This window comes from Bradyrhizobium sp. LB13.1 (assembly GCF_054056815.1).
Map to the genome: position 1 here is coordinate 5,734,041 of NZ_JBSRYQ010000001.1, position 17,496 is coordinate 5,751,536.

Below are 17,496 nucleotides of genomic sequence, written 5' to 3' on the forward strand. Positions count from 1 at the left end.
GACAAGCGATCTCCCGACTGCCTGGCGAGCTGCCAATCACTACGTTCCGTTTGGCCCGAAGTGTCGTTCGTGGAGACTCCCGTGAGAAACGTATTTTTTGAGGGCGCCCCGACCGGCAACTTTTTGCGCAGTATCAGAAACTACCCCGCCGTAGAGCCGAGAAAACTCGCGTGTAGATGCCGGCAAGGCTCGGGCTGCAGGCCTGGGCCTTACCTGCGTACACACAACTGCCTGCTTATGTCCGCATGTGCAATTGCTTGATCGACAACTTCACTCTACCTGCGACGTCGACGCCGCACGTTGTTGAACCACGCGCTCCTCACAGGAGCAGCTCGGTAGGAGCCATCTGAATGTACGGCAGCCTGCTGCTACTCGTCATGCTTATCGCTCTCTCCGCCTTCGGCCTCGTGGCCTTGGAGGTCGCGGCGCGTCGATCGCCTGGCGGCAAACCTCAAACGACCAGGCCGAAGCGGCCTGTGAGATAATCCACTTCTCTCGCTAGATCTGCTGGAGATTGCTCGTCAAGCAGCCGTGCAACGGCGGCGACTGCGGCGGTCTGTCCTTTATCGGCAGATGCGCACCCGGTTGGCAATACGCCCTCCGCGGCAGCAGCGTTGACCATGGTCCGTACCGTACGCACTTTGATGGTGAGCTTCCATGGCCATGCGCATACTTGCGGGACTCCCGCCACCATTCTAAAATCTTTTCTAGATTAACTAGTCCAGCAAGTCGGACTTGTGCGATGCGTCTGCGTCAGGAATCCTGACCCGCTGCTCGACACCTCTGCATGCGACGGGACCGTTCTGACGCTATATGAGCCGCGCATGTCAGGCCGTGGATGCGACCATTGACCAACTTGCCCTCTGACGATGGGGTCGGTCTGCTTCCCGCGTCACGGGAGGAAGCGGACATGAACATCTGGACCGGAGTTGCGATGTTGGCAATCGCAGCAGTGCTCATCTTCATCGGTCGCCCCAACAAGGCTGGCGAGCATCCAAAATTCTTGCGCTTCGAAGCGGCGTTGGTGCTCTACCCGCCCATCATTTTGAGTTTCATCGGACTCGGCGCGGCGGCGCTCATTTCGAGCCTGCTGACCAGGTAACGACGCCAATATCGCGGCTCACAAGATCAGGCTGTTGCTGCGGGAACTTGCGAGTAGAGCTTGCCGAAACGGCCTCGGCCGATGCGGCACATTGCTAAGCTTCTTGCTTGTCCGGCTTGAGCAATGCCCCTGCGGCGAACGATTTTGGAACGCCAAGTAGTTGCTAGGGCCTTACTTGCTCGGTGCTGAGAGACGAGCCGGCGAGTGATCACTTGATCTGCCCGTCCCATTCCGAGGCGAAGTCCGTGGGCCACTCGTTGCATACACGTACAGGGCCACGACAAACATCAGAACGGATACGACGGTGACAATCCAGCCGACGGGGCCGTTCGCGCGGGAGCCCCACAAGTTTGATCTGCTACCGTTTGGTTGAGGCATTTTATTCTCCCGAACCAACAATACTGGACCGCGGCCTTTCAGCACATGAGGCTTCTTAGCGCAGTTCGGTTCGGGCATGATCCCCACGAAATCCGGATTCGGAGGCTCGTTTTGCTGGTCGCACTCGTAGTCGTTTTCGTTGTGGTTTATGCCGCTATAGCGCTTGAGCACCCGATCCAAATAGAGAAATCAGCTTCTGCCCTTTTTGGCGCCGGCCTGCTCTGGACGATGTATGCCGTGGGGGCAGCCGACCACGAAGCTATCGCCGATCAGCTCCGCGAGACCATCAGTTCGACGGCAGGGATCATATTTTTCCTGATGGGCGCTATGACCATTGTCGAGGTCATAGACGCCCACGACGGCTTCGAGATCATCACCTCGCAGATCAACACAAAGAAGTTGACGACCCTGCTGTGGCTCATCTGCGCCGTAACGTTCTTTCTGAGCGCAGCGTTGGATAATCTCACCACCACGATCGTCATGGTCTCGTTAATCAGGAAGCTGCTGGACAAGAAGAGTGATCGGTTGTTGTTCGTCGCTATGATCGTGATCGCTGCGAACGCAGGCGGCGCATGGTCCCCCATTGGGGACGTCACCACGACCATGCTGTGGATCGGCGGCCAGATCACCGCTCTCGCCATAGTCAAGACGCTATTCCTCGCCTCCGTAACAAACATGCTGATCCCGCTGCTCATCGTGAATTACCAGCTGCGCGGGCGAACTTTCGCGACTCCCAAGCTGGAGGGCAGCGTCGACGCTTTCACGCCGGCCTTTGAACGAAACGTCATGTTCACTCTCGGTGTTGCCATCCTCATCCTGGTGCCAGCGTTCAAAACTGTTACCCACCTGCCGCCTTTCATGGGCATCCTCTTCGGCTTGGGAACATTGTGGCTCGTCGGAGAGATCATTCATCGCCAGAAGCAGCCGCAGGAGAGGAGGCGGTTGACCGTGGCGCACGCTCTCACCCAGATCGACCTCAGCTCAATCGTCTTCTTCTTGGGCATTCTGCTGGCTGTTGCCACGCTGGAGCACACCCATATTCTCGCCGCCCTTGCAGCCTGGCTGGATCAAAGCATCGGCCGCACCGACGCAATCGTGCTTGCGTTGGGGCTGCTCAGCGCGATCGTCGACAACGTTCCCTTGGTCGCAGCGTCGATGGGGATGTATGGAATGAGCCAGTATCCACCGGACAGCTTCCTTTGGGAATTTATCGCCTACTGCGCCGGAACGGGCGGATCGATACTGATCATCGGCTCCGCTGCTGGAGTTGCCGCGATGGGAATCGAGAAGATCCAGTTCATCTGGTACATGCGAAACATTAGCGTACTCGCGCTCCTCGGATACTTCGCCGGAGCGGCGGTCTACATTCTGCAGTTCCAATACTTTCACTGAACGCACGGCGCGCGCGTCGAGGCAGTTTGAATGGACCCGCTTGCTCTTCAGAGCCAACGCTCCCCTGTGGCCCTGCGCTGCGGCATACGCGTCGCGCGTGCCTATCCTTGCCCGACAATCCACGCAACGCCCTTGATCCAGGCGGGGACCTACGTTCCCTGTTCTTTTCAGTGTGTCGTTCCAGGGATGCATCCCCTCGGCAGAGCGGCGCCGCCCCGTCCGCACCAGCGCGGCATGAAGGACGGAGCACCGCTCAATTTGTACCCCCAACAAGCAGAAGCGCGGAAACGAACATGACCGACGAGCGACGGTTCGACATTTTATCTCCGGAGTTCCACGCCAACCCTTTTGCGACACTCGACCGCATGCGGACCGAAGGCTCGGTGGTGCGCTTGAGATTGCCGATCGTCGGCCGCACTTGGCTCGCGACAAGTCATGAGAGCTGCGCGGAACTGTTGAAAAACAGCCAGGACTTCGCGCGCGATCCCGCAAACGCCGGAAGCAGGACGCAGGAGCGGATATTGAAAGTTCTTCCGAGGACGCTCGGCCTCCTTGCGTCGAACATGCTCGGCCACGACGATCCGGAGCACCGTCGCCTGCGTGCCCTCGTTGATGACGCCTTCCAGAGGCGAACGATTGCAGTCCTCAAGCCCACGATCGTTGAGATGGCTGATCGGCTGCTCGACAAGTTGGACGGCAAGCCCGAGGCCGATCTCATGACCGAGTTCTGCCGAGATCTGCCCCTTTCGGTAATCTGCGCGATGCTAGGGTTGCCGGAGAAGGATCACGACCGTTTCAAGAACTGGTTGGGCGGGCTGAAGGATACGGCGAATGTCTTTGCGGTGATACGCGCGATCCCCGGCGTGATCAGCGTTGTCCGGTACCTTCGGCGCGTTTCGAGACCCGGCGGCGGGGCCCGGCCCGAGGGCCTGATCGCTGCGCTGCGCGAGGTAGAAATCGAAGGCCAAACGCTCAGCGAGGACGAAATTGTCTCCATGATCTTCCTGCTCTTCGGTGCAGGGCAGGAAACCACCACGCATCTCATAGCGGGCGGTCTCTACGCGCTGCTCACCAACGCGGACCAGTCGAGCCGGTTGCGCCAAGACCCGGCCCTGATGCCGACATGCATCGAGGAATGTCTTCGTTACGTCTCTCCCGTGCAGATGACCAAGCCCCGTTTCGCGACCCGAGATCTGATCTGGCAAGGACGTCAGTTCCGGCGCGGCGAGATGTTCGCGGCATTTCTTGCTGCGGCGAACTGCGACCCCGCAAGGTTTGAGCAGCCCCACACGTTTGACATCACGCGCCACCCCAATCCGCACCTTTCTTTCGGCACCGGCGTGCACTTTTGCCTCGGCTTCCAGCTTGCGCGTGCAGAGGCATCGATAGGAATTCAGCGTATCTTGGATCGCTTTCCCGACTTGCGGCTTGCCAAGCGGCCCGAAGACATCAGGTGGCACAAGCGGCTTGGCATCCGCGCCTTGGCGCGATTGCCGGTTCGACTGACGGCCTAAGGGCCGGTCGCTGCTCCAGGACTCCGAAGACCTGGGGCATTGGCTGCTCAGCCCCTTCGCCGCCTCTCTCGATCACCGAAGGATGTTGCGGATATGCCAGGCCATGGTGGCGGCATAGACGAGTAGAGCAATGCAAATGCCAGCTGCCAGTTGAGGCGTTGAAAGAGACACTCTCGTCAGGAAGAAGACGATGCAAAACAGGACGACGACGCCCAGCAACGACGGCACATGTTTCATCTTGGTCACCAATCATTTCCGAGCAGCCGCAGCAATGCTGCCCTTGCCGAGCACGTCGGGGAAAATAGAACAGCCTGTCGATCATCTGCCCCGCGGCTCAGAAGTAACACCGGGATTGCGACGCCTGATCTCCGCTGCGCGAACCTCGACCGACATTTTGGTGCGGTCCAGCGTTTCGGCGATCGCCTCCCACGACGCCCCAGCGGCCCGCATCTCCAGGAGTGTAGCCTCCTCCCTGTCGGTCCAGGCCTTACGGCGCCGCACGGGCCTTTTCCATTTGTCGGTCCACCCTGCTTAGCTTCCCATGCGGGCCCCGGTCAGCCGCTCCGGCATCGGCCATCAGTGAGGCGACTGATGCCCGAATGATACGCATCAAATTTCCCCGCTGCGGGTCGAGACGAGCCGAATGGAAGAAGGGCCTTCCACATTGGCATTCGTGTAGGCCTGTGCGGCTGCGATCAGTTGCGTCACGGCCGACCTATCGTAGGCGGGATGCCTTGGATTGAGGTGCAGGTCCGTTTCCACGATCATCACCTGAGTGACCCCCGAGGACAATATCTCGACGGCGAACGACACGAACGACACATGCGGAGCTCTAAAGGGCATCGGTTAGACTTTCACAAACGTCGGGCGTTGCTGAAGCCCCAGCCGAGGCCGAGCATGGCCGCGAGAAGCGAGCCGAGGAGGACCCCCAATTTGGCGGCCGTCAACAATCCTTCATCCGCGAAGGCGAGCATGGAGATGAAGATGGACATCGTAAAACCGATGCCAGCCAGCAGCCCGACCAGCCAGACCCCGGTCCACGAAACTCCCGGAGCGAGCCGGCACCAGCCGAGTCGCACTGCCGCCCAGGTCGCGCCAACGACGCCGAGTGGTTTCCCGGCGACCAAAGCCAGCGCAGTGCCCAGCATCACCCACTGACCGCCGGCGGGCAGGTTGGTGTTCGTCAAGCCTACCCCGGCATTTGCCAGCGCGAAGATCGGCATGATGCCGTAAGCCACCCACGGATGCAGTGCCATCTGTACCCGCGAGACCGGCGGCAACATCTCCCGGTGAGCCACGCGAAGGTCTCGCAGCGGTTGCGCCAATCTGTGCGGATCCTTTTCCATGACCGCATCGCTGCTTCGCAACTGCTTCACAACGCGAGACACCATTTCCAGCGGTGGCTCCCGCAAAGGAATTGCGCGCGCCGGAGTCATCAGCCCAAGCACCACACCCGCAAGGGTAGGATGGATTCCGGCCGTCATGAACCCGATCCAAACCAAAGAACCGGGCAAGACGTACAAGAGCGCTGACCCGAACCCGATCCGCTGAAAGCACAGAACTGCGAGAACGCCGACCGACGCGATGACGAAGCCACCAAGCTGAATATCTGCGGTGTAGAACAGAGCAATGATCAGGACCGCAATGATGTCGTCGATGATCGCAAGAGCAAGGAGGAAGACCCGCAAATTGACCGGGATTCTTCGTCCAAGCAGGGCGAGAACTCCAACCGCGAACGCGATGTCCGTGGCCGTTGGCACCGCCCAGCCCTGCCCGCGATCCGGACCGGCGTTGAGGCTCAGATAGATCAGTGCCGGGAGGATCACGCCACCGGCCGCCGCGATCAGCGGCAGAATGGCCTGGTCCAACCTGCTCAGTGCGCCTTCGTGAATTTCGCGCCGGATCTCCATGCCAACGACGAGAAAGAAGACGGTCATCAGCACGTCGTTGACCCAGAAGTGCAACGAGCGTGAAAAGACGAGTTCCCCCAAACCGATGGTCGCGGGAAGATGCCAGAAATCCCGATAGTTATGAGCGACCGGAGAGTTCGCCCAGATCAGTGCAGCGGCGGCGGCAGCGAGCAGGACCGCACCGCTGACGGCCTCGACATGCAGGAACCGCTGAAGGGTGTTGAGGGCCTGTTCGGCCAGCCGCTGGGCTTTCGGCAGATCGTGAAACGGAGGATTGTGGTTCACGGGCGCAGGATCTCCGCGTGGCGGCCCGACCATCGCTCTTCCTGTCGCTGCCGATACAGCGAACACCCGAGCCCCATTATACGTCGCACGGGCGGCATTTCAACCTTCGACGACGGAACAGGGCCTGCCGGGAATGGGCGGTGGAGAGGATTAGTCGCAACGGCTGCATCATCCGTGCTCTTGGGTGGCACTCGTTCGCTCGAGCGCTTGACGGCACCTTACCGACGTACTGAAATCCCGCTCTGGTTGGTGTTGCGGGGTGGCGTGATGGAAGAGTTCTACAGAGGGTTTGCGCAGCGTGCCCGCGATCTGGCGGAGAAGGCGGATCACACGACGGCGACTACTCGATCTGAGCGAAGCGGTACGATGCCCAAAGCAAACGGAATCGCGAAACGGGGGCTGCCGGCGCCCCGAACCATTCCGCCTGCGGCAATCTTCTCCTCGGCCGGCGAAACATGACGAAGGACCGGGTGGACGAGACCAAATGCGAGGCTTGCAGCGGGACCGGATCCTTACCGGTGCGGCGGCCTGAGTCAGGCCGAAAATCTATCCGAGGCGGTGCTCGAAATGCGGTGGCAAAGGCTTTGTGCCAAGGCCGAAGTGATCGGGGCGGGACCTCTGTCGGCTGGGCTTCAGGCGGTGCTCGGCACGAAGCCTTTGTCCATCCAGACCCCGCCGCCGTTTTTACGTCGCGGCTCCCGCTGATCTGACACCACTCCGCTGTTGATCGGTCAATCGACTCTCGAAACTTGGGTTTGTGGGCCGGTTTGCAGACCCATAGGATGCTCGGCCGGCGCTAATCGCCTGGTTTCGAAACTCCAGCGGGCTAGAGTTCGGAAGGCTACACCCCTCTGGATTGGCGGCATCGGCGTTGCGCATAACTTCCATGGCTTTTGGCTCTCCGACTACGCAGCGGCCATGCTTGCGATTGGCAGATCAGGAGGTGCTTCTCTCATGTCTCGAGAGGCGCTATCTAGTTAGCAGGCCCGAAATCAGGCCCGCAGCGCCGAGTCCTATGAACGACAAAATAATTGGAGGATACAGAACCAGCGCTGGTTCAAAGCGCAGGAACTTCGGTTGCTCGCCGGTCCGATCGGGAAGCCCAATGAAGATCAAAATGCCTGCTACCGCAAGCATAGCAGCTCCGATCAGGATGTTCATATTCGCCTTCCTCCACATCAAGGAGCAAAAAGTCGCGAGCACGAGAGTGCGACCGAGCTGTTCGTTTTTGGAAAGAACCAACAGTACGCTTTGGTTACCGATTTTCTCGAAGACCGCCTTTTGAGAGATCCCGCTCAGATCGGCTTCAGGCCCTGACGGGCCTTAGTGGCCAGACCAAGAACCCGCTCGCGGGTGCGACTTCTCGCTGCGTCCACCAGCATCGCGCCTGCCCAGCGATAGACGTTATGCTCCTTCACCTGCTGTCGCATGAGCTTCATGCGCTCGGCTTGCTCCTCCGCTGGCATGGTAAGTGCAAGCTCGATCGCCGATGCCATTTCTTCGAGCGTCATAGGGATTGACAATGAGAGCTTCGGACAATTCTCGTGACGCCCCAGTGAAGCTCGATAAGATAAGGACCCCAGCGTTGTCTTCTCGCGAGCTAACGAACTCCTTTGCGACTAGGTTCATTCCGTCATGCAGGCTGCTGACGACGCAGGCATCGGCTCCTCTAAACAGCCGGAACACGTCTGACGGCTCGTAGTGCCGCGCGATCAAGTGCATCACGGGTTGGCGACCGTGGTGCCGCTCGTTTATTTCGGCAGCGAGCGCCTCCGCCTCAGCTTGTAACTTCGAGTACGAGCTGAGTTTGCTACGCGTCGGTGCTGCGACCTGGATCAAGGCAACCCTGTCCCTCCAGGCCGGATCTCGCAACAAAAGCGCATCGACCGCCCGCATGCGATCAAGGATGCCTTTGGTGTAGTCGAAGCGTTCAACACCGACAATCAGTCTCGTTCCTTCCGCCAACTCGAACTGCGAGATGATACCGGATCGGCATTCCGCGGGAGGGTGGCAGCTTTTCCAGCTCCCTTGGCGGCCATTCGATCGAGATTGGATAGGCACGTATTCTGGTCTCATGCCCGCCGAGGCTGACCGTTTGTACTTCGCGATCAATCCTGCTTTCGACAAACCGATCGACACCCTCGATGAAGTTGTTGCAGTGAAACTGGGTGTGAAAACCAACGATTGTGCTACCGAGCATACCTGCGATGATTTCCGCCTTCCATGGGCAGATGCTGAACGTCTCGGCATTCGGCCATGGGATGTGCCAGAAGGTTATGATTGTTGCCTTCGGCAAGCGTTCGCGAATCATTCTCGGAGCGAGTGCGAAGTGATAGTCTTGGACCAGCACGACCGGATCCTCGGTGCGTGCCTCGGCAACGACCGCGTCGGCGAAGCGCTGATTGATCTGGCGATACATTTGCCAATCGCTGAACCTGAATGTGGGACGCACGAAGACGATGTGGCAGAGCGGCCAGAGCCCTTCATTGGCAAAACCGTAGTAATATCCGTCCTGCTCCTCTTCGGAAATCCAGATGCGCCGGAGCGTGTATGCCGGAGCTGCCTCGGGCACGCGGATTCTATCGTTCTCGTCGACCGTTTCCCGATCTGCGCTGCCGCTACCGTGTGCGATCCACGTGCCACCGCAGGCACGCATGATCGGCTCGAGTGCCGAGACCAAGCCACTCGCCGGCCTCTGCACCACAGGTCCATCTTCCGAACCGTTGTGAATGTATGGCTCCCGATTGGAAACGACGAGAACTTCGGCGCCCGGAAGCACGCTTTGCAGGACCTCTTGAAGCGATTTTGGCGTCCACTCGATCTGGCTTGTAACCGTAGCGTGTTCGGCATTGCGCAACAGCTTGTGAATTTCGCGATCAATAGACGAGCCTCCGAGCTGTATCGGCCCTCCCTGAGGGCCTCGACGCACCTCCTCAACCGCGCGTCGCAAGGCGTCCATCCAACCGCGCATCATGAGGACGGCAAATATGATCGTGCCGACGGTCAAGACCAGGACGACCCCGGCAAGAGCGGCAAGGAGATACGCCAGCACCTGACTGGAGCGCGCCGCTGCGAAGCTGAGGTCGGTCAGAATGACCAGGTAAGAGCGACCTCGGCTGCTCGTGACCGGAAACGCAGCAACAAGAATGCGCCGCCCGCCGCTGACTATGCTGGTGAAACTGTCGTTCTCAGACCTTGCAGCTGACTTTTCGCACGAGAAGTTCGCGGGCATCTCCGGCGTTGGCGCCACCAGCGTCCCTTCCGGGTCGCAAAAGCCTACTGCCAGGATTTTCTTATCAAGCGCCACTCTCTTGAAGAGGTCCGAAAGCCGGTCCCACGCATGGTCTTCTACATCACGGTTGAGCAGAGGCTGGATGGTGTTGAAGACCAGTTTGGATCTGGCTTCAACATCGCTTCGCGACCATTGCTGTACGATTCCTCCGGTGAACGGGGAGATGCCGAACGCCACCACCGCAGCCACCGCCAGGCCGAAAAAGCCATAGCGAAAGAAATCCCTATACGATATCGGCAGCACTCCGAGGTCACCCCGGTCGTCCGCAGACAACTAGTCGAGCCTTCGAGCGGGCGCAGCCATAGGGGCGACCCACCGACTGCGCCGATCTCGATGCGCAACATTGCGCAAACAATTGCCAGATCCCAGAACGGCGGCCCTTAGGTCGGACTGGCGAGTTGCTTGTGCGGCTCAAAACCGGTGTGCTCATTGTTGCAGGCGAGACAAATCGAGCGGGCCACTTGCGCTCCTCGGATTGCCAGTCGTTCATGCTGATGGGGCGTGCTTTCTTCGCAGGATAGGCAGTATGCCTGCGGAAACACATTGAGTGCCGTTCGACTCGATTTGCTCATCATGATGGCTGCCCCCCAAGCGCAATAGCGCGTATCGCCGCCCGCGAGCAAGCGGCGGCGGGGCGGCCCAACGGCCTTTGGTACGTAACTGTACCGTGTTTCGTTGCGCGGCAGCACTACGACGACTATTTCCGCAAAATGCTGCCTCGGCACGGTGACAAATCGCCAATCGTCGGCGCAAAGGCCAGCGGAGTAGACCCCTAGCGGTTCACTGCGCTGGGACCTCCCGCAAGTCAGGGACACGGATGCCGCATTCTATCGTTCCCTAGATACGTTCCTGACGGAGGGTCATACGAGCGATATCGCCGGGAGCAGTATGCATCCGCATTCGCCTGCGCCTGGCTGTTGGCAATCGCACCTCCGATGACCGCGCCAGCCGCCAGCCCGCCCAGCACTGCGGCGCCAGAGCCATAGTGATGCCTGTGCCTTCCGCCCCAGCGCTGGCCCCCGTGGCCGTGCCAGTGCCGGTACTGCACTTGCTGGACTTGAGCATCCTGTGTGATGGCTGTCGGCGAGATGGGAGCGGCAAGCACTGGGGTGCATGCGATCGACATCAACGCCGTTACGAGTATCATGGGCTTCGTAGCTATCATAAGATCCCTTCTGCTTCAACGAAGTGCAAACGGCGAGACGCGAGCCGCGTTCCGAGATTGATCCATGTGATCGATGGTCAAAACGTCGCAAGAGAGATGATGCAATGACCTGTTGTGCCGGTTCATCTCCACGGGTGGAATCGGTTGTAGGCTTGCGCACCGAACTGGTCTCGTAAGCCATCTTCCGCGAGCTTCACTTCCGCTTCTTCGGCAGCGCGTTCTTGCCGACGATAGAAAGCGCGATCAGGCTGAACGTGATCAGGCGCGGGATGAAGTAGACTGGTTCACTCGCATTCGTCACTTGCACCACTGCCAGGATAAACCTCGCAACGGCGTCAATCGCAAACGCCGCGGCAAAGAACAAAAAAAGTGTGTCGCCCGTCTTACGCCAAAACTTCAGGAAATATATGCTCGCCAGCAGCGATGCGAATGCCGTCGCACCTGAAAGAACGGGATCCAGATGGTCCATCACTCGGCCTCCCAAACCATGCCGATAAGCAGCACCGCCATGGCGAACAGGCCGATCGACAGCCGCACGGCGGAAAGGTCGATTTGAGGAAACACGATCTTATCGATCCATAGTGCAACATTTTCTAAAGTCAGACCCGCGAAGCAGACCGCGCTCCATAGGAGTAGCCTTGACCGATTACCGATGTACGCCCGAACGAGCAGCCAAGTACAAAAGCCGCTCGTGATCGCGCAAAGCGTGTAAATCACCGCAGCCATGACTAGTCCTTTCGAATCCTGAAAGCATCTGAAAATGCCTGGATACGGCGCGGGCTATTGTGGATAATATGTGTGATCGGGATCAGGTGCCGTGAATAGGCCTTCGCCAAGCTATCTACCACAGGCCGCAACTCGGGTCGGGGCGCGAACACATAGAGTCCCGCCTCATCGTCCAGGAATTCATCTCTCCTGAGGGACCTTAGAGCATCTGCCATCTCGATCTTGCCCGCGTAAAGGCGTGCAGCGAGAGACTCCACGTCCCAGCGCTCGCCAGGCCGCCTATGGAAGAACAACAACGCTTCAAGCTGCGCCACGGAATGTATGTAGCGGCGGACCAACTCCTTCACATCTTGCGGCAGTGCTTCATCAGACATCGTCGACCTCGCCAGCGAGACGCAAGCTGATCGATTCAAAACGGAAGTTCAAGGCTGCTTTCTTGTTACCGCAAACATAGGCCGGCCGGACGAAAGACGGCCGAAAAGGCGGCGTCATCTCAGATGACACCGCCGCCGATAAGCATGATCAGCTATCGGCCGAAGTCGGCTCAGTACTTGAATTCCGGCATCTTCTTCAGCTGATCCTTGTTTGCGTTCAGCACCACGTGGTCCGGATACCAATTGTCGCTTCGGTTGGCCGACGATGATGCGCTCCCCGTCGTGTTCATCGAACTGGCGCTGCCGGTTTTTCCAGCGCCATCGTTGGACGCTGTCTTCACCGGTTCTTTGGCGAATTTGAGCTGATCGAATCCCACGGCGACGTTGTGCTCGCCCATTCCAAGGAATCCTCCCACTCCGATCACCACGTTCGCAACTCGCCCGCTCGAATCCAGGATCAGATCGTTGATGTCGCCGATCTTCTCGTTGCTGTCGTTATAGACGTTCACACCGACGAGCTTCGATGCACGCCATTCGCCGTCCTTGTGCATGGAAGCCGTCGCACCAGTTGTCGACTGCATGTTCGGCGCCGCGGTCGTCGCGTTGTTCTGGGGCGACTGCGCCATGGCCGGGGTGGCCAGCAACATCGCGGCTGTAAGAATGCAGAGAGGTGTCTTCATGACGATAACTCCTAGTGTTGTTGGATCATCGTCAACTCCCCTGACGATCGGAAGTTTCGTTTGACCGCATTCGAGGTGCGCTCCCGCGCGAGGTTTATCCCACTAGCTTGAGGCGGCTGCGCATCTTTTGCCGAAGCATTGCTCGTGTGACGGATGGGTTGCATATGATGAACTCGACCATGGCGACAATGTCGTCTCTGGTACGATTGCAGTAAGGGTTCTCGCGGGCGGCAAGAAGTCGTTGGGCCTCCTCCAACGCCGCCACCAGGACCTCGGTATCGGCTCGAATCTTGCCCTCTTGAGATGTCATTTTTCGACTCTACGTTCGCCAACGCGCTCCAATGACGTCTGAACACTGTTCGCTGCCGTACATTGAGCTCGACCGTCGCCGGGACTACTGTTTACGAATACGCAATGCGAAGGGGCGGCACCGTATAAGAGCGGTCGTGCGCCGAGAGAATGATGCTTTGGCAATCGCACGACATTGCCTTCAGTCTGGTTACATCCGTGACTACTATCCCTGCCCTGCGACATCTGATCACTCCTTCGCGCACCATATCCCCGAGCGCGACCGTAACTCCGGCGCGCCTGACCGCGAGAGCATTCGCTATGTAACTGTGCGTGAAAGGCACCTCGCGAGACCCGAGCCGGTCGCTGGCGACCAGCAGCCACCGCGCAAGGCGCTGGTGCAGCGTGTGCCTCGAGTTGCAGGCGGATAATTGCGAACTATGGATCAGGATCGCCTGCACATAGCCCAAAAGCAGCTTTTCAAGTTCGACCTCTCGCTTGATCAGAAAGATCAGCTGCTCGGACTGGATGCGTAACGCTTGACCCGGCACTCGTACGCTGCAGCGGTGCGGCGACACCTGCATGCCGAGGACCAGCGGCACACCGACAAAATCCTTCATCCCGAGCGTATGGATCTCTACGGGGAGGCAGTCGCCCGCACGTGTCGTGACGGAACATCCGCCCGACTCGATGAAGAAAGCGTAGCGAAGAAGAGTACCACGATCGTAGAGAACTTGCCCCTTGCTCAGGGGCACTGTCTCGCATCTTTCGAGCAAGCGACTCCGCGATGAGGCCGATAGCCGTGAGACGAGTTCGTTCCGGCTGGGACCGCAGAAGGGTTCGTCAGAGGGAGGCCGCTTCAGCTTGAACTCGCTCTCGATCAACAGCGGCGACGATGATGAGTGTTCCATGGCAAGCCCAATTCTAGACCGCAACAATGATTGTCTATACTATGGGATGGATCGAACAGTGCTGGGAGTCAGGGCGACCGTTAGCGCTGTCAGGAAAAACCTGACGTGAACCAGAAGCCTCGAGAAAGTGCCGAGACGTGGGTGTTGCGCTGTCTCATTTGATACCTACCCGCAAGGAGGCGCCTGCTTCGGCTGCCCGGCGCGCAGCGCGTCGCCCCCTGATCCTCGTCTTCATAGCAGCAGCGATGCCTCTGGCGCTTTTTGCGGGTTGGGTCGTTTTCCTGAATGCCCAGCAGCAGCGCAAGGATTCTCAGGCGGCCGCGGTGGAAACCCTCGATAGCGTCGTAAACCGGCTTGCCTCGGAGATCAGCCTCCAGCTCGAGATCGCCGAGACTGTCGCGGCTTCCGCCACGCTCGATAAGCCGGATCTCGATGCATTTTATCGAGAAGCGACGCGCGTCAACGAAGCGCGTCCTCTTTGGCAAACGATACAGCTAGTCGATCCCGACGGAAATCAGGTGCTGGACGTTAGCCGCCCGCTAGGAGATGGGATGCGCGCCACCGCCGACCGCGAGAATTTCGAACGGATCCTGAAGACGAGAAAGCCGGCGATTGGCGGAATAGGGCCACGCGGTCCTGTCACCGGCAAACGCGTGGTTGCCGTCAGGGCCCCCGTTGAGCGCGATGGACAATTAAAGTTTGTACTCACCGTGGCTTTGGTGCCCGATGCAATAAGCCAGATTTTGAAGAGCGCAGGAGCCCCGGCAGGCTGGGTTGGGTTCGTAGTCGATGCCAAGGGCAACATCGTCGCCCGCACCTTCGGTGAGCAATCCGAGCTCGGACAATCTGCCAGCGTCACAGTCCGCCAAGCGATCGCCTCTGCGCCAGAAGGAAGCTACATCAAAACAACACCTGCCGGCGACCAAGTCGACTCAATCTATAAGCTCATCCCCGGAACCAGCGGATGGTCAGTCCATTTTGGAATACCGACGCAGGAACTCAACGGTCCGGTCCAGCGCTCAGCCATTTTTCTTGCCGGGGGTGGAGTCCTGAGCTTCGTCCTTGCCCTCACTTTAGCCTGGTACACGATACGCGACATTTCGCTGCGCCGACGCGAGCAAGAGGCGCAGGCGGCAATGGCACTCAGCGCAAGTGAAGAGCGACGCAGGCTGACGATCGATGCCGCAGATCTCGGCGTATTCAGCTGTGACTTTGCGACCAGAGAGGCGGTTGTATCGCCCCGCGCACGAGAGATGCTCCAGATCGAAGGTTCGCGCTCCGAAGGGGATATGAGCCTACCGATTGATCGGATGCTGAGCAGCATTGACCCCGCCGACCAGCAGAACTTTGAGGCATCCTTGCTGAGTTGCCGTTCGGGAAACGTCGCGATCGCCGATTTCCGGATCGCTCCCCCTCACAGCCGGTGGCTGCGGGCCAGCGGACGGCTATCTCGGCTCGATGACAAGAACTTGGACGTTGTATATGGGGTCATTCTGGATATCGATGAGACCAAGCGAGCCGAGCTGGAACGACAGCAACTGCTTCGACGTCTTTCGGAGGCGGAAGAAAACGAACGTCGTCGAATCGCAAGAGAGCTCCACGATCAGATCGGCCAGACAGTAACAGGTCTCCTCCTCGGCCTGAAAAGCCTGGAGCCGTTTCTCGGCACGAGCCCCAGACGCAAGCTCGGATTGGAGAAGCTCAATTGGCTGCAAGGACTCGCAAGAGGGATCGGTCGCGATATCCATCAAATCGCCTCTGATCTGCGCCCGACTGCCCTTGATGACCTGGGCCTTTACAAGGCGCTGGAGGCATTCTGTGCGGAGATCCAGCGCCGGTTCGGGATCAGCGTTGATCTTCAGCCTCTGGGCAGAAAAGATCGTCTCGGCCAGGACGTCGAAATCGCGGTCTACCGCGCAGTTCAGGAGGCCGTAAACAACGTGGTCAAACACGCGCGAGCTCGAAATGTCAGCGTGGTAATCGACCGGCGCACAGCGGAGCTGAGGATCGTCGTCGAAGACGACGGGAACGGCTTCGACGTTCAGGAATTCTCGCAGGGCGAGAGCCGCCACGCAAAATTGGGCCTGTCCGTAATCGAGGAACGCCTCACGCTGCTGGGCGGATCTTTGGCGATTGAATCTGAACCCGCCCACGGCACTTCTCTCTTCATGAGAATACCGGTGCCAACAAAGGAGATCGGCTATGTGCCCGATCCGGATCACGTTGACTGACGATCATCCGCTTGTTCTGGCCGGAATGAAAGCGTTGCTCCAGGACGTGCAGGACATCGAGATCGTCGGGGAAGCAACGGATGGACAAACCGCCCTTGATATCATTCGCCAGGCGACGCCAGACATTGCCATCCTGGACATCTCACTCCCCGGCGTCAGTGGCCTTGAAGTCGCTCGCACCCTAGCGACACAGCTGCCTCAGGTTCGTCTGCTGGCGCTTACCGTGCACGAGGACCACGCCTACGTTCAGCCCATGCTGCAGGCGGGAGCTCGCGGCTATCTTCTGAAGCGCTCTGCGGCCGACGAGCTCGAGCGCGCAGTTCGCGCGATTGCCGGAGGTGGATTGTATCTGGATCCCGCAATAGCGGAGAAGGCACTTCCATCCACGCGGGGCGCACATCCGTCTTCCGGCGCTTCCGCAGCCAGCGAGCTGACACCGCGCGAGAGTGAGGTTCTCAGACTCATCGCACAAGGCTTCAGCAACAAGGAAATCGCCAATCAGCTAAACATCAGCATCAAGACCGTCGAAACCTACAAGGCCAGAGCAGTGGAAAAGCTCGGACTGTTCACGCGTGCCGACATAGTGCGCCACGGCGTGGCCCTTGGCTGGTTGGGCCATCCGGCAAAGAGTACCGATCAAGTCTGACCCGGAATTGAGCCAGGCGGCCGCACGGCGTGCGGACGTCAGGGATATCCCGACAAGCCACGCTCATCTCCTGACTGTCCGATGAGGCGCCGTGAACTATCCTCCGTGTAGCGGATGAGACAGCCGGAACCCGATTTCTTCCCGAACCTGCACTTCGCACCTGGAACGGATCAACTTGTTTGGAGGCAGACATGCGAAATGTACTTTTCCGCGGACGTGCCGGTCGCCAGCTTTTTGCGCAATATGAGAAATTGCCGAGGCTCGCAGCCAGGACAAACTCGCGGGTTGATGCCCGCATGGCGAGAACCGCGGAAATTGGCCTCGCGTGTGTATACCTCACCTGCCTTCTGTTCTCGGCGTATGCAATTGCTTGAACGGCAATCAGCGCGTTAAGCACCAGACATTGATCAGAATCGTCGAAGCGCGGACTCTCATCAGGCCGGAATTTTCGGTCGTGTCCCCGGTGGTGGTGTAGCTCGGTAGAGCAAAGCCGTCCGGACGCGCGCCTCCCATAGCGCCGTAGCGGGCGGGCGGCTTTGCGGTGGTCACCGGCAGTTCTCCGGTAGGATCGGGTTGCGACACGCCAACGCAACCGAGGAACC

General features: G+C 59.2%; 18 protein-coding genes and 1 pseudogene. 5 read left to right on the plus strand and 14 right to left on the minus strand.

Annotation, left to right across the window (positions count from 1 at the left end; genetic code table 11):
- The first annotated feature begins 910 nt into the window (after window positions 1-910).
- The 3 genes from ACVWYI_RS27935 to ACVWYI_RS27945 all read left to right on the plus strand — a co-directional run bounded on the left by ACVWYI_RS27935 (window position 911) and on the right by ACVWYI_RS27945 (window position 4,386).
- The gene (locus ACVWYI_RS27935) at window positions 911-1,102 is read left to right on the plus strand and encodes a hypothetical protein (RefSeq protein ID WP_354052817.1); all 192 of its coding nucleotides are present in this window, start codon (window positions 911-913) and stop codon (window positions 1,100-1,102) included.
- Between the two features lie 489 nt (window positions 1,103-1,591).
- On the plus strand, window positions 1,592-2,872 hold the full coding sequence (gene nhaD, locus ACVWYI_RS27940) for a sodium:proton antiporter NhaD (protein ID WP_354052815.1): 1,281 nt from the start codon (window positions 1,592-1,594) through the stop codon (window positions 2,870-2,872).
- A 293-nt stretch (window positions 2,873-3,165) separates the two neighbouring features.
- Window positions 3,166-4,386: a cytochrome P450 family protein gene (locus tag ACVWYI_RS27945; protein ID WP_354052813.1), complete on the plus strand. Its 1,221-nt coding sequence runs from the start codon at window positions 3,166-3,168 to the stop codon at window positions 4,384-4,386.
- A gap of 72 nt (window positions 4,387-4,458) precedes the next feature.
- Here the strand turns inward: ACVWYI_RS27945 and ACVWYI_RS27950 are convergent, their stop codons facing one another.
- The 13 genes and pseudogenes from ACVWYI_RS27950 to ACVWYI_RS28010 all read right to left on the minus strand — a co-directional run bounded on the left by ACVWYI_RS27950 (window position 4,459) and on the right by ACVWYI_RS28010 (window position 13,861).
- Window positions 4,459-4,632 (minus strand): hypothetical protein, encoded by a 174-nt coding sequence (locus ACVWYI_RS27950; RefSeq protein ID WP_354052811.1) that lies wholly within the window; start codon window positions 4,630-4,632, stop codon window positions 4,459-4,461.
- Between the two features lie 363 nt (window positions 4,633-4,995).
- Window positions 4,996-5,199: a hypothetical protein gene (locus ACVWYI_RS27955; protein ID WP_354052809.1), complete on the minus strand. Its 204-nt coding sequence runs from the start codon at window positions 5,197-5,199 to the stop codon at window positions 4,996-4,998.
- 41 nt (window positions 5,200-5,240) lie between these two features.
- Window positions 5,241-6,614, minus strand: a complete 1,374-nt coding sequence (gene nhaA / locus ACVWYI_RS27960) for a Na+/H+ antiporter NhaA (RefSeq protein WP_354052807.1) — start codon at window positions 6,612-6,614, stop codon at window positions 5,241-5,243.
- A 936-nt stretch (window positions 6,615-7,550) separates the two neighbouring features.
- Entirely contained in the window at window positions 7,551-7,742 is a 192-nt protein-coding gene (locus ACVWYI_RS27965) for a hypothetical protein (RefSeq protein WP_354052805.1), read from the minus strand.
- 134 nt (window positions 7,743-7,876) lie between these two features.
- Window positions 7,877-8,092 carry a hypothetical protein gene (locus ACVWYI_RS27970; protein ID WP_456664638.1) on the minus strand — a complete coding sequence of 72 codons (216 nt, stop codon included), beginning with the start codon at window positions 8,090-8,092 and terminating at the stop codon, window positions 7,877-7,879.
- Window positions 8,093-8,141: 49 nt separating this feature from the next.
- A pseudogene (locus tag ACVWYI_RS27975) lies at window positions 8,142-8,546 on the minus strand (trehalose-6-phosphate synthase); the annotation flags it as partial.
- Window positions 8,512-10,146, minus strand: a complete 1,635-nt coding sequence (locus ACVWYI_RS27980; RefSeq protein WP_456663721.1) for an alpha,alpha-trehalose-phosphate synthase (UDP-forming) — start codon at window positions 10,144-10,146, stop codon at window positions 8,512-8,514. The gene ACVWYI_RS27980 and the pseudogene ACVWYI_RS27975, both read right to left, overlap by 35 nt.
- 532 nt (window positions 10,147-10,678) lie before the next feature.
- On the minus strand, window positions 10,679-11,038 hold the full coding sequence (locus ACVWYI_RS27985) for a BA14K family protein (RefSeq protein ID WP_456663722.1): 360 nt from the start codon (window positions 11,036-11,038) through the stop codon (window positions 10,679-10,681).
- Between the two features lie 193 nt (window positions 11,039-11,231).
- Complete coding sequence (locus ACVWYI_RS27990; RefSeq protein ID WP_354052801.1) at window positions 11,232-11,507, minus strand: DUF5985 family protein; 276 nt, start codon at window positions 11,505-11,507, stop codon at window positions 11,232-11,234.
- Window positions 11,507-11,764, minus strand: a complete 258-nt coding sequence (locus ACVWYI_RS27995; protein WP_354052799.1) for a DUF5985 family protein — start codon at window positions 11,762-11,764, stop codon at window positions 11,507-11,509. The genes ACVWYI_RS27990 and ACVWYI_RS27995 overlap by 1 nt, the downstream gene beginning before the upstream one ends.
- Before the next feature lie 2 nt (window positions 11,765-11,766).
- Window positions 11,767-12,138, minus strand: coding sequence for a hypothetical protein (locus tag ACVWYI_RS28000; protein WP_354052797.1), 372 nt, complete (start codon window positions 12,136-12,138; stop codon window positions 11,767-11,769).
- Window positions 12,139-12,308: 170 nt separating this feature from the next.
- Window positions 12,309-12,818, minus strand: coding sequence for a PRC-barrel domain-containing protein (locus tag ACVWYI_RS28005; RefSeq protein WP_354052796.1), 510 nt, complete (start codon window positions 12,816-12,818; stop codon window positions 12,309-12,311).
- Window positions 12,819-13,219: 401 nt separating this feature from the next.
- Complete coding sequence (locus tag ACVWYI_RS28010; protein ID WP_354052794.1) at window positions 13,220-13,861, minus strand: Crp/Fnr family transcriptional regulator; 642 nt, start codon at window positions 13,859-13,861, stop codon at window positions 13,220-13,222.
- A gap of 293 nt (window positions 13,862-14,154) precedes the next feature.
- Between ACVWYI_RS28010 and ACVWYI_RS28015 the strand changes: the two genes are divergently transcribed.
- Together ACVWYI_RS28015 and ACVWYI_RS28020 are read left to right on the plus strand one after the other, a co-directional pair.
- Window positions 14,155-16,248: a sensor histidine kinase gene (locus tag ACVWYI_RS28015; RefSeq protein ID WP_354052791.1), complete on the plus strand. Its 2,094-nt coding sequence runs from the start codon at window positions 14,155-14,157 to the stop codon at window positions 16,246-16,248.
- Window positions 16,220-16,894, plus strand: coding sequence for a response regulator transcription factor (locus tag ACVWYI_RS28020; RefSeq protein WP_354052789.1), 675 nt, complete (start codon window positions 16,220-16,222; stop codon window positions 16,892-16,894). Before ACVWYI_RS28015 ends, ACVWYI_RS28020 begins: the two co-directional genes overlap by 29 nt.
- A 381-nt stretch (window positions 16,895-17,275) precedes the next feature.
- Here ACVWYI_RS28020 and ACVWYI_RS28025 read toward each other — a convergent pair whose 3' ends face one another.
- Entirely contained in the window at window positions 17,276-17,476 is a 201-nt protein-coding gene (locus ACVWYI_RS28025; protein ID WP_456663723.1) for a hypothetical protein, read from the minus strand.
- Window positions 17,477-17,496: the final 20 nt, after the last annotated feature.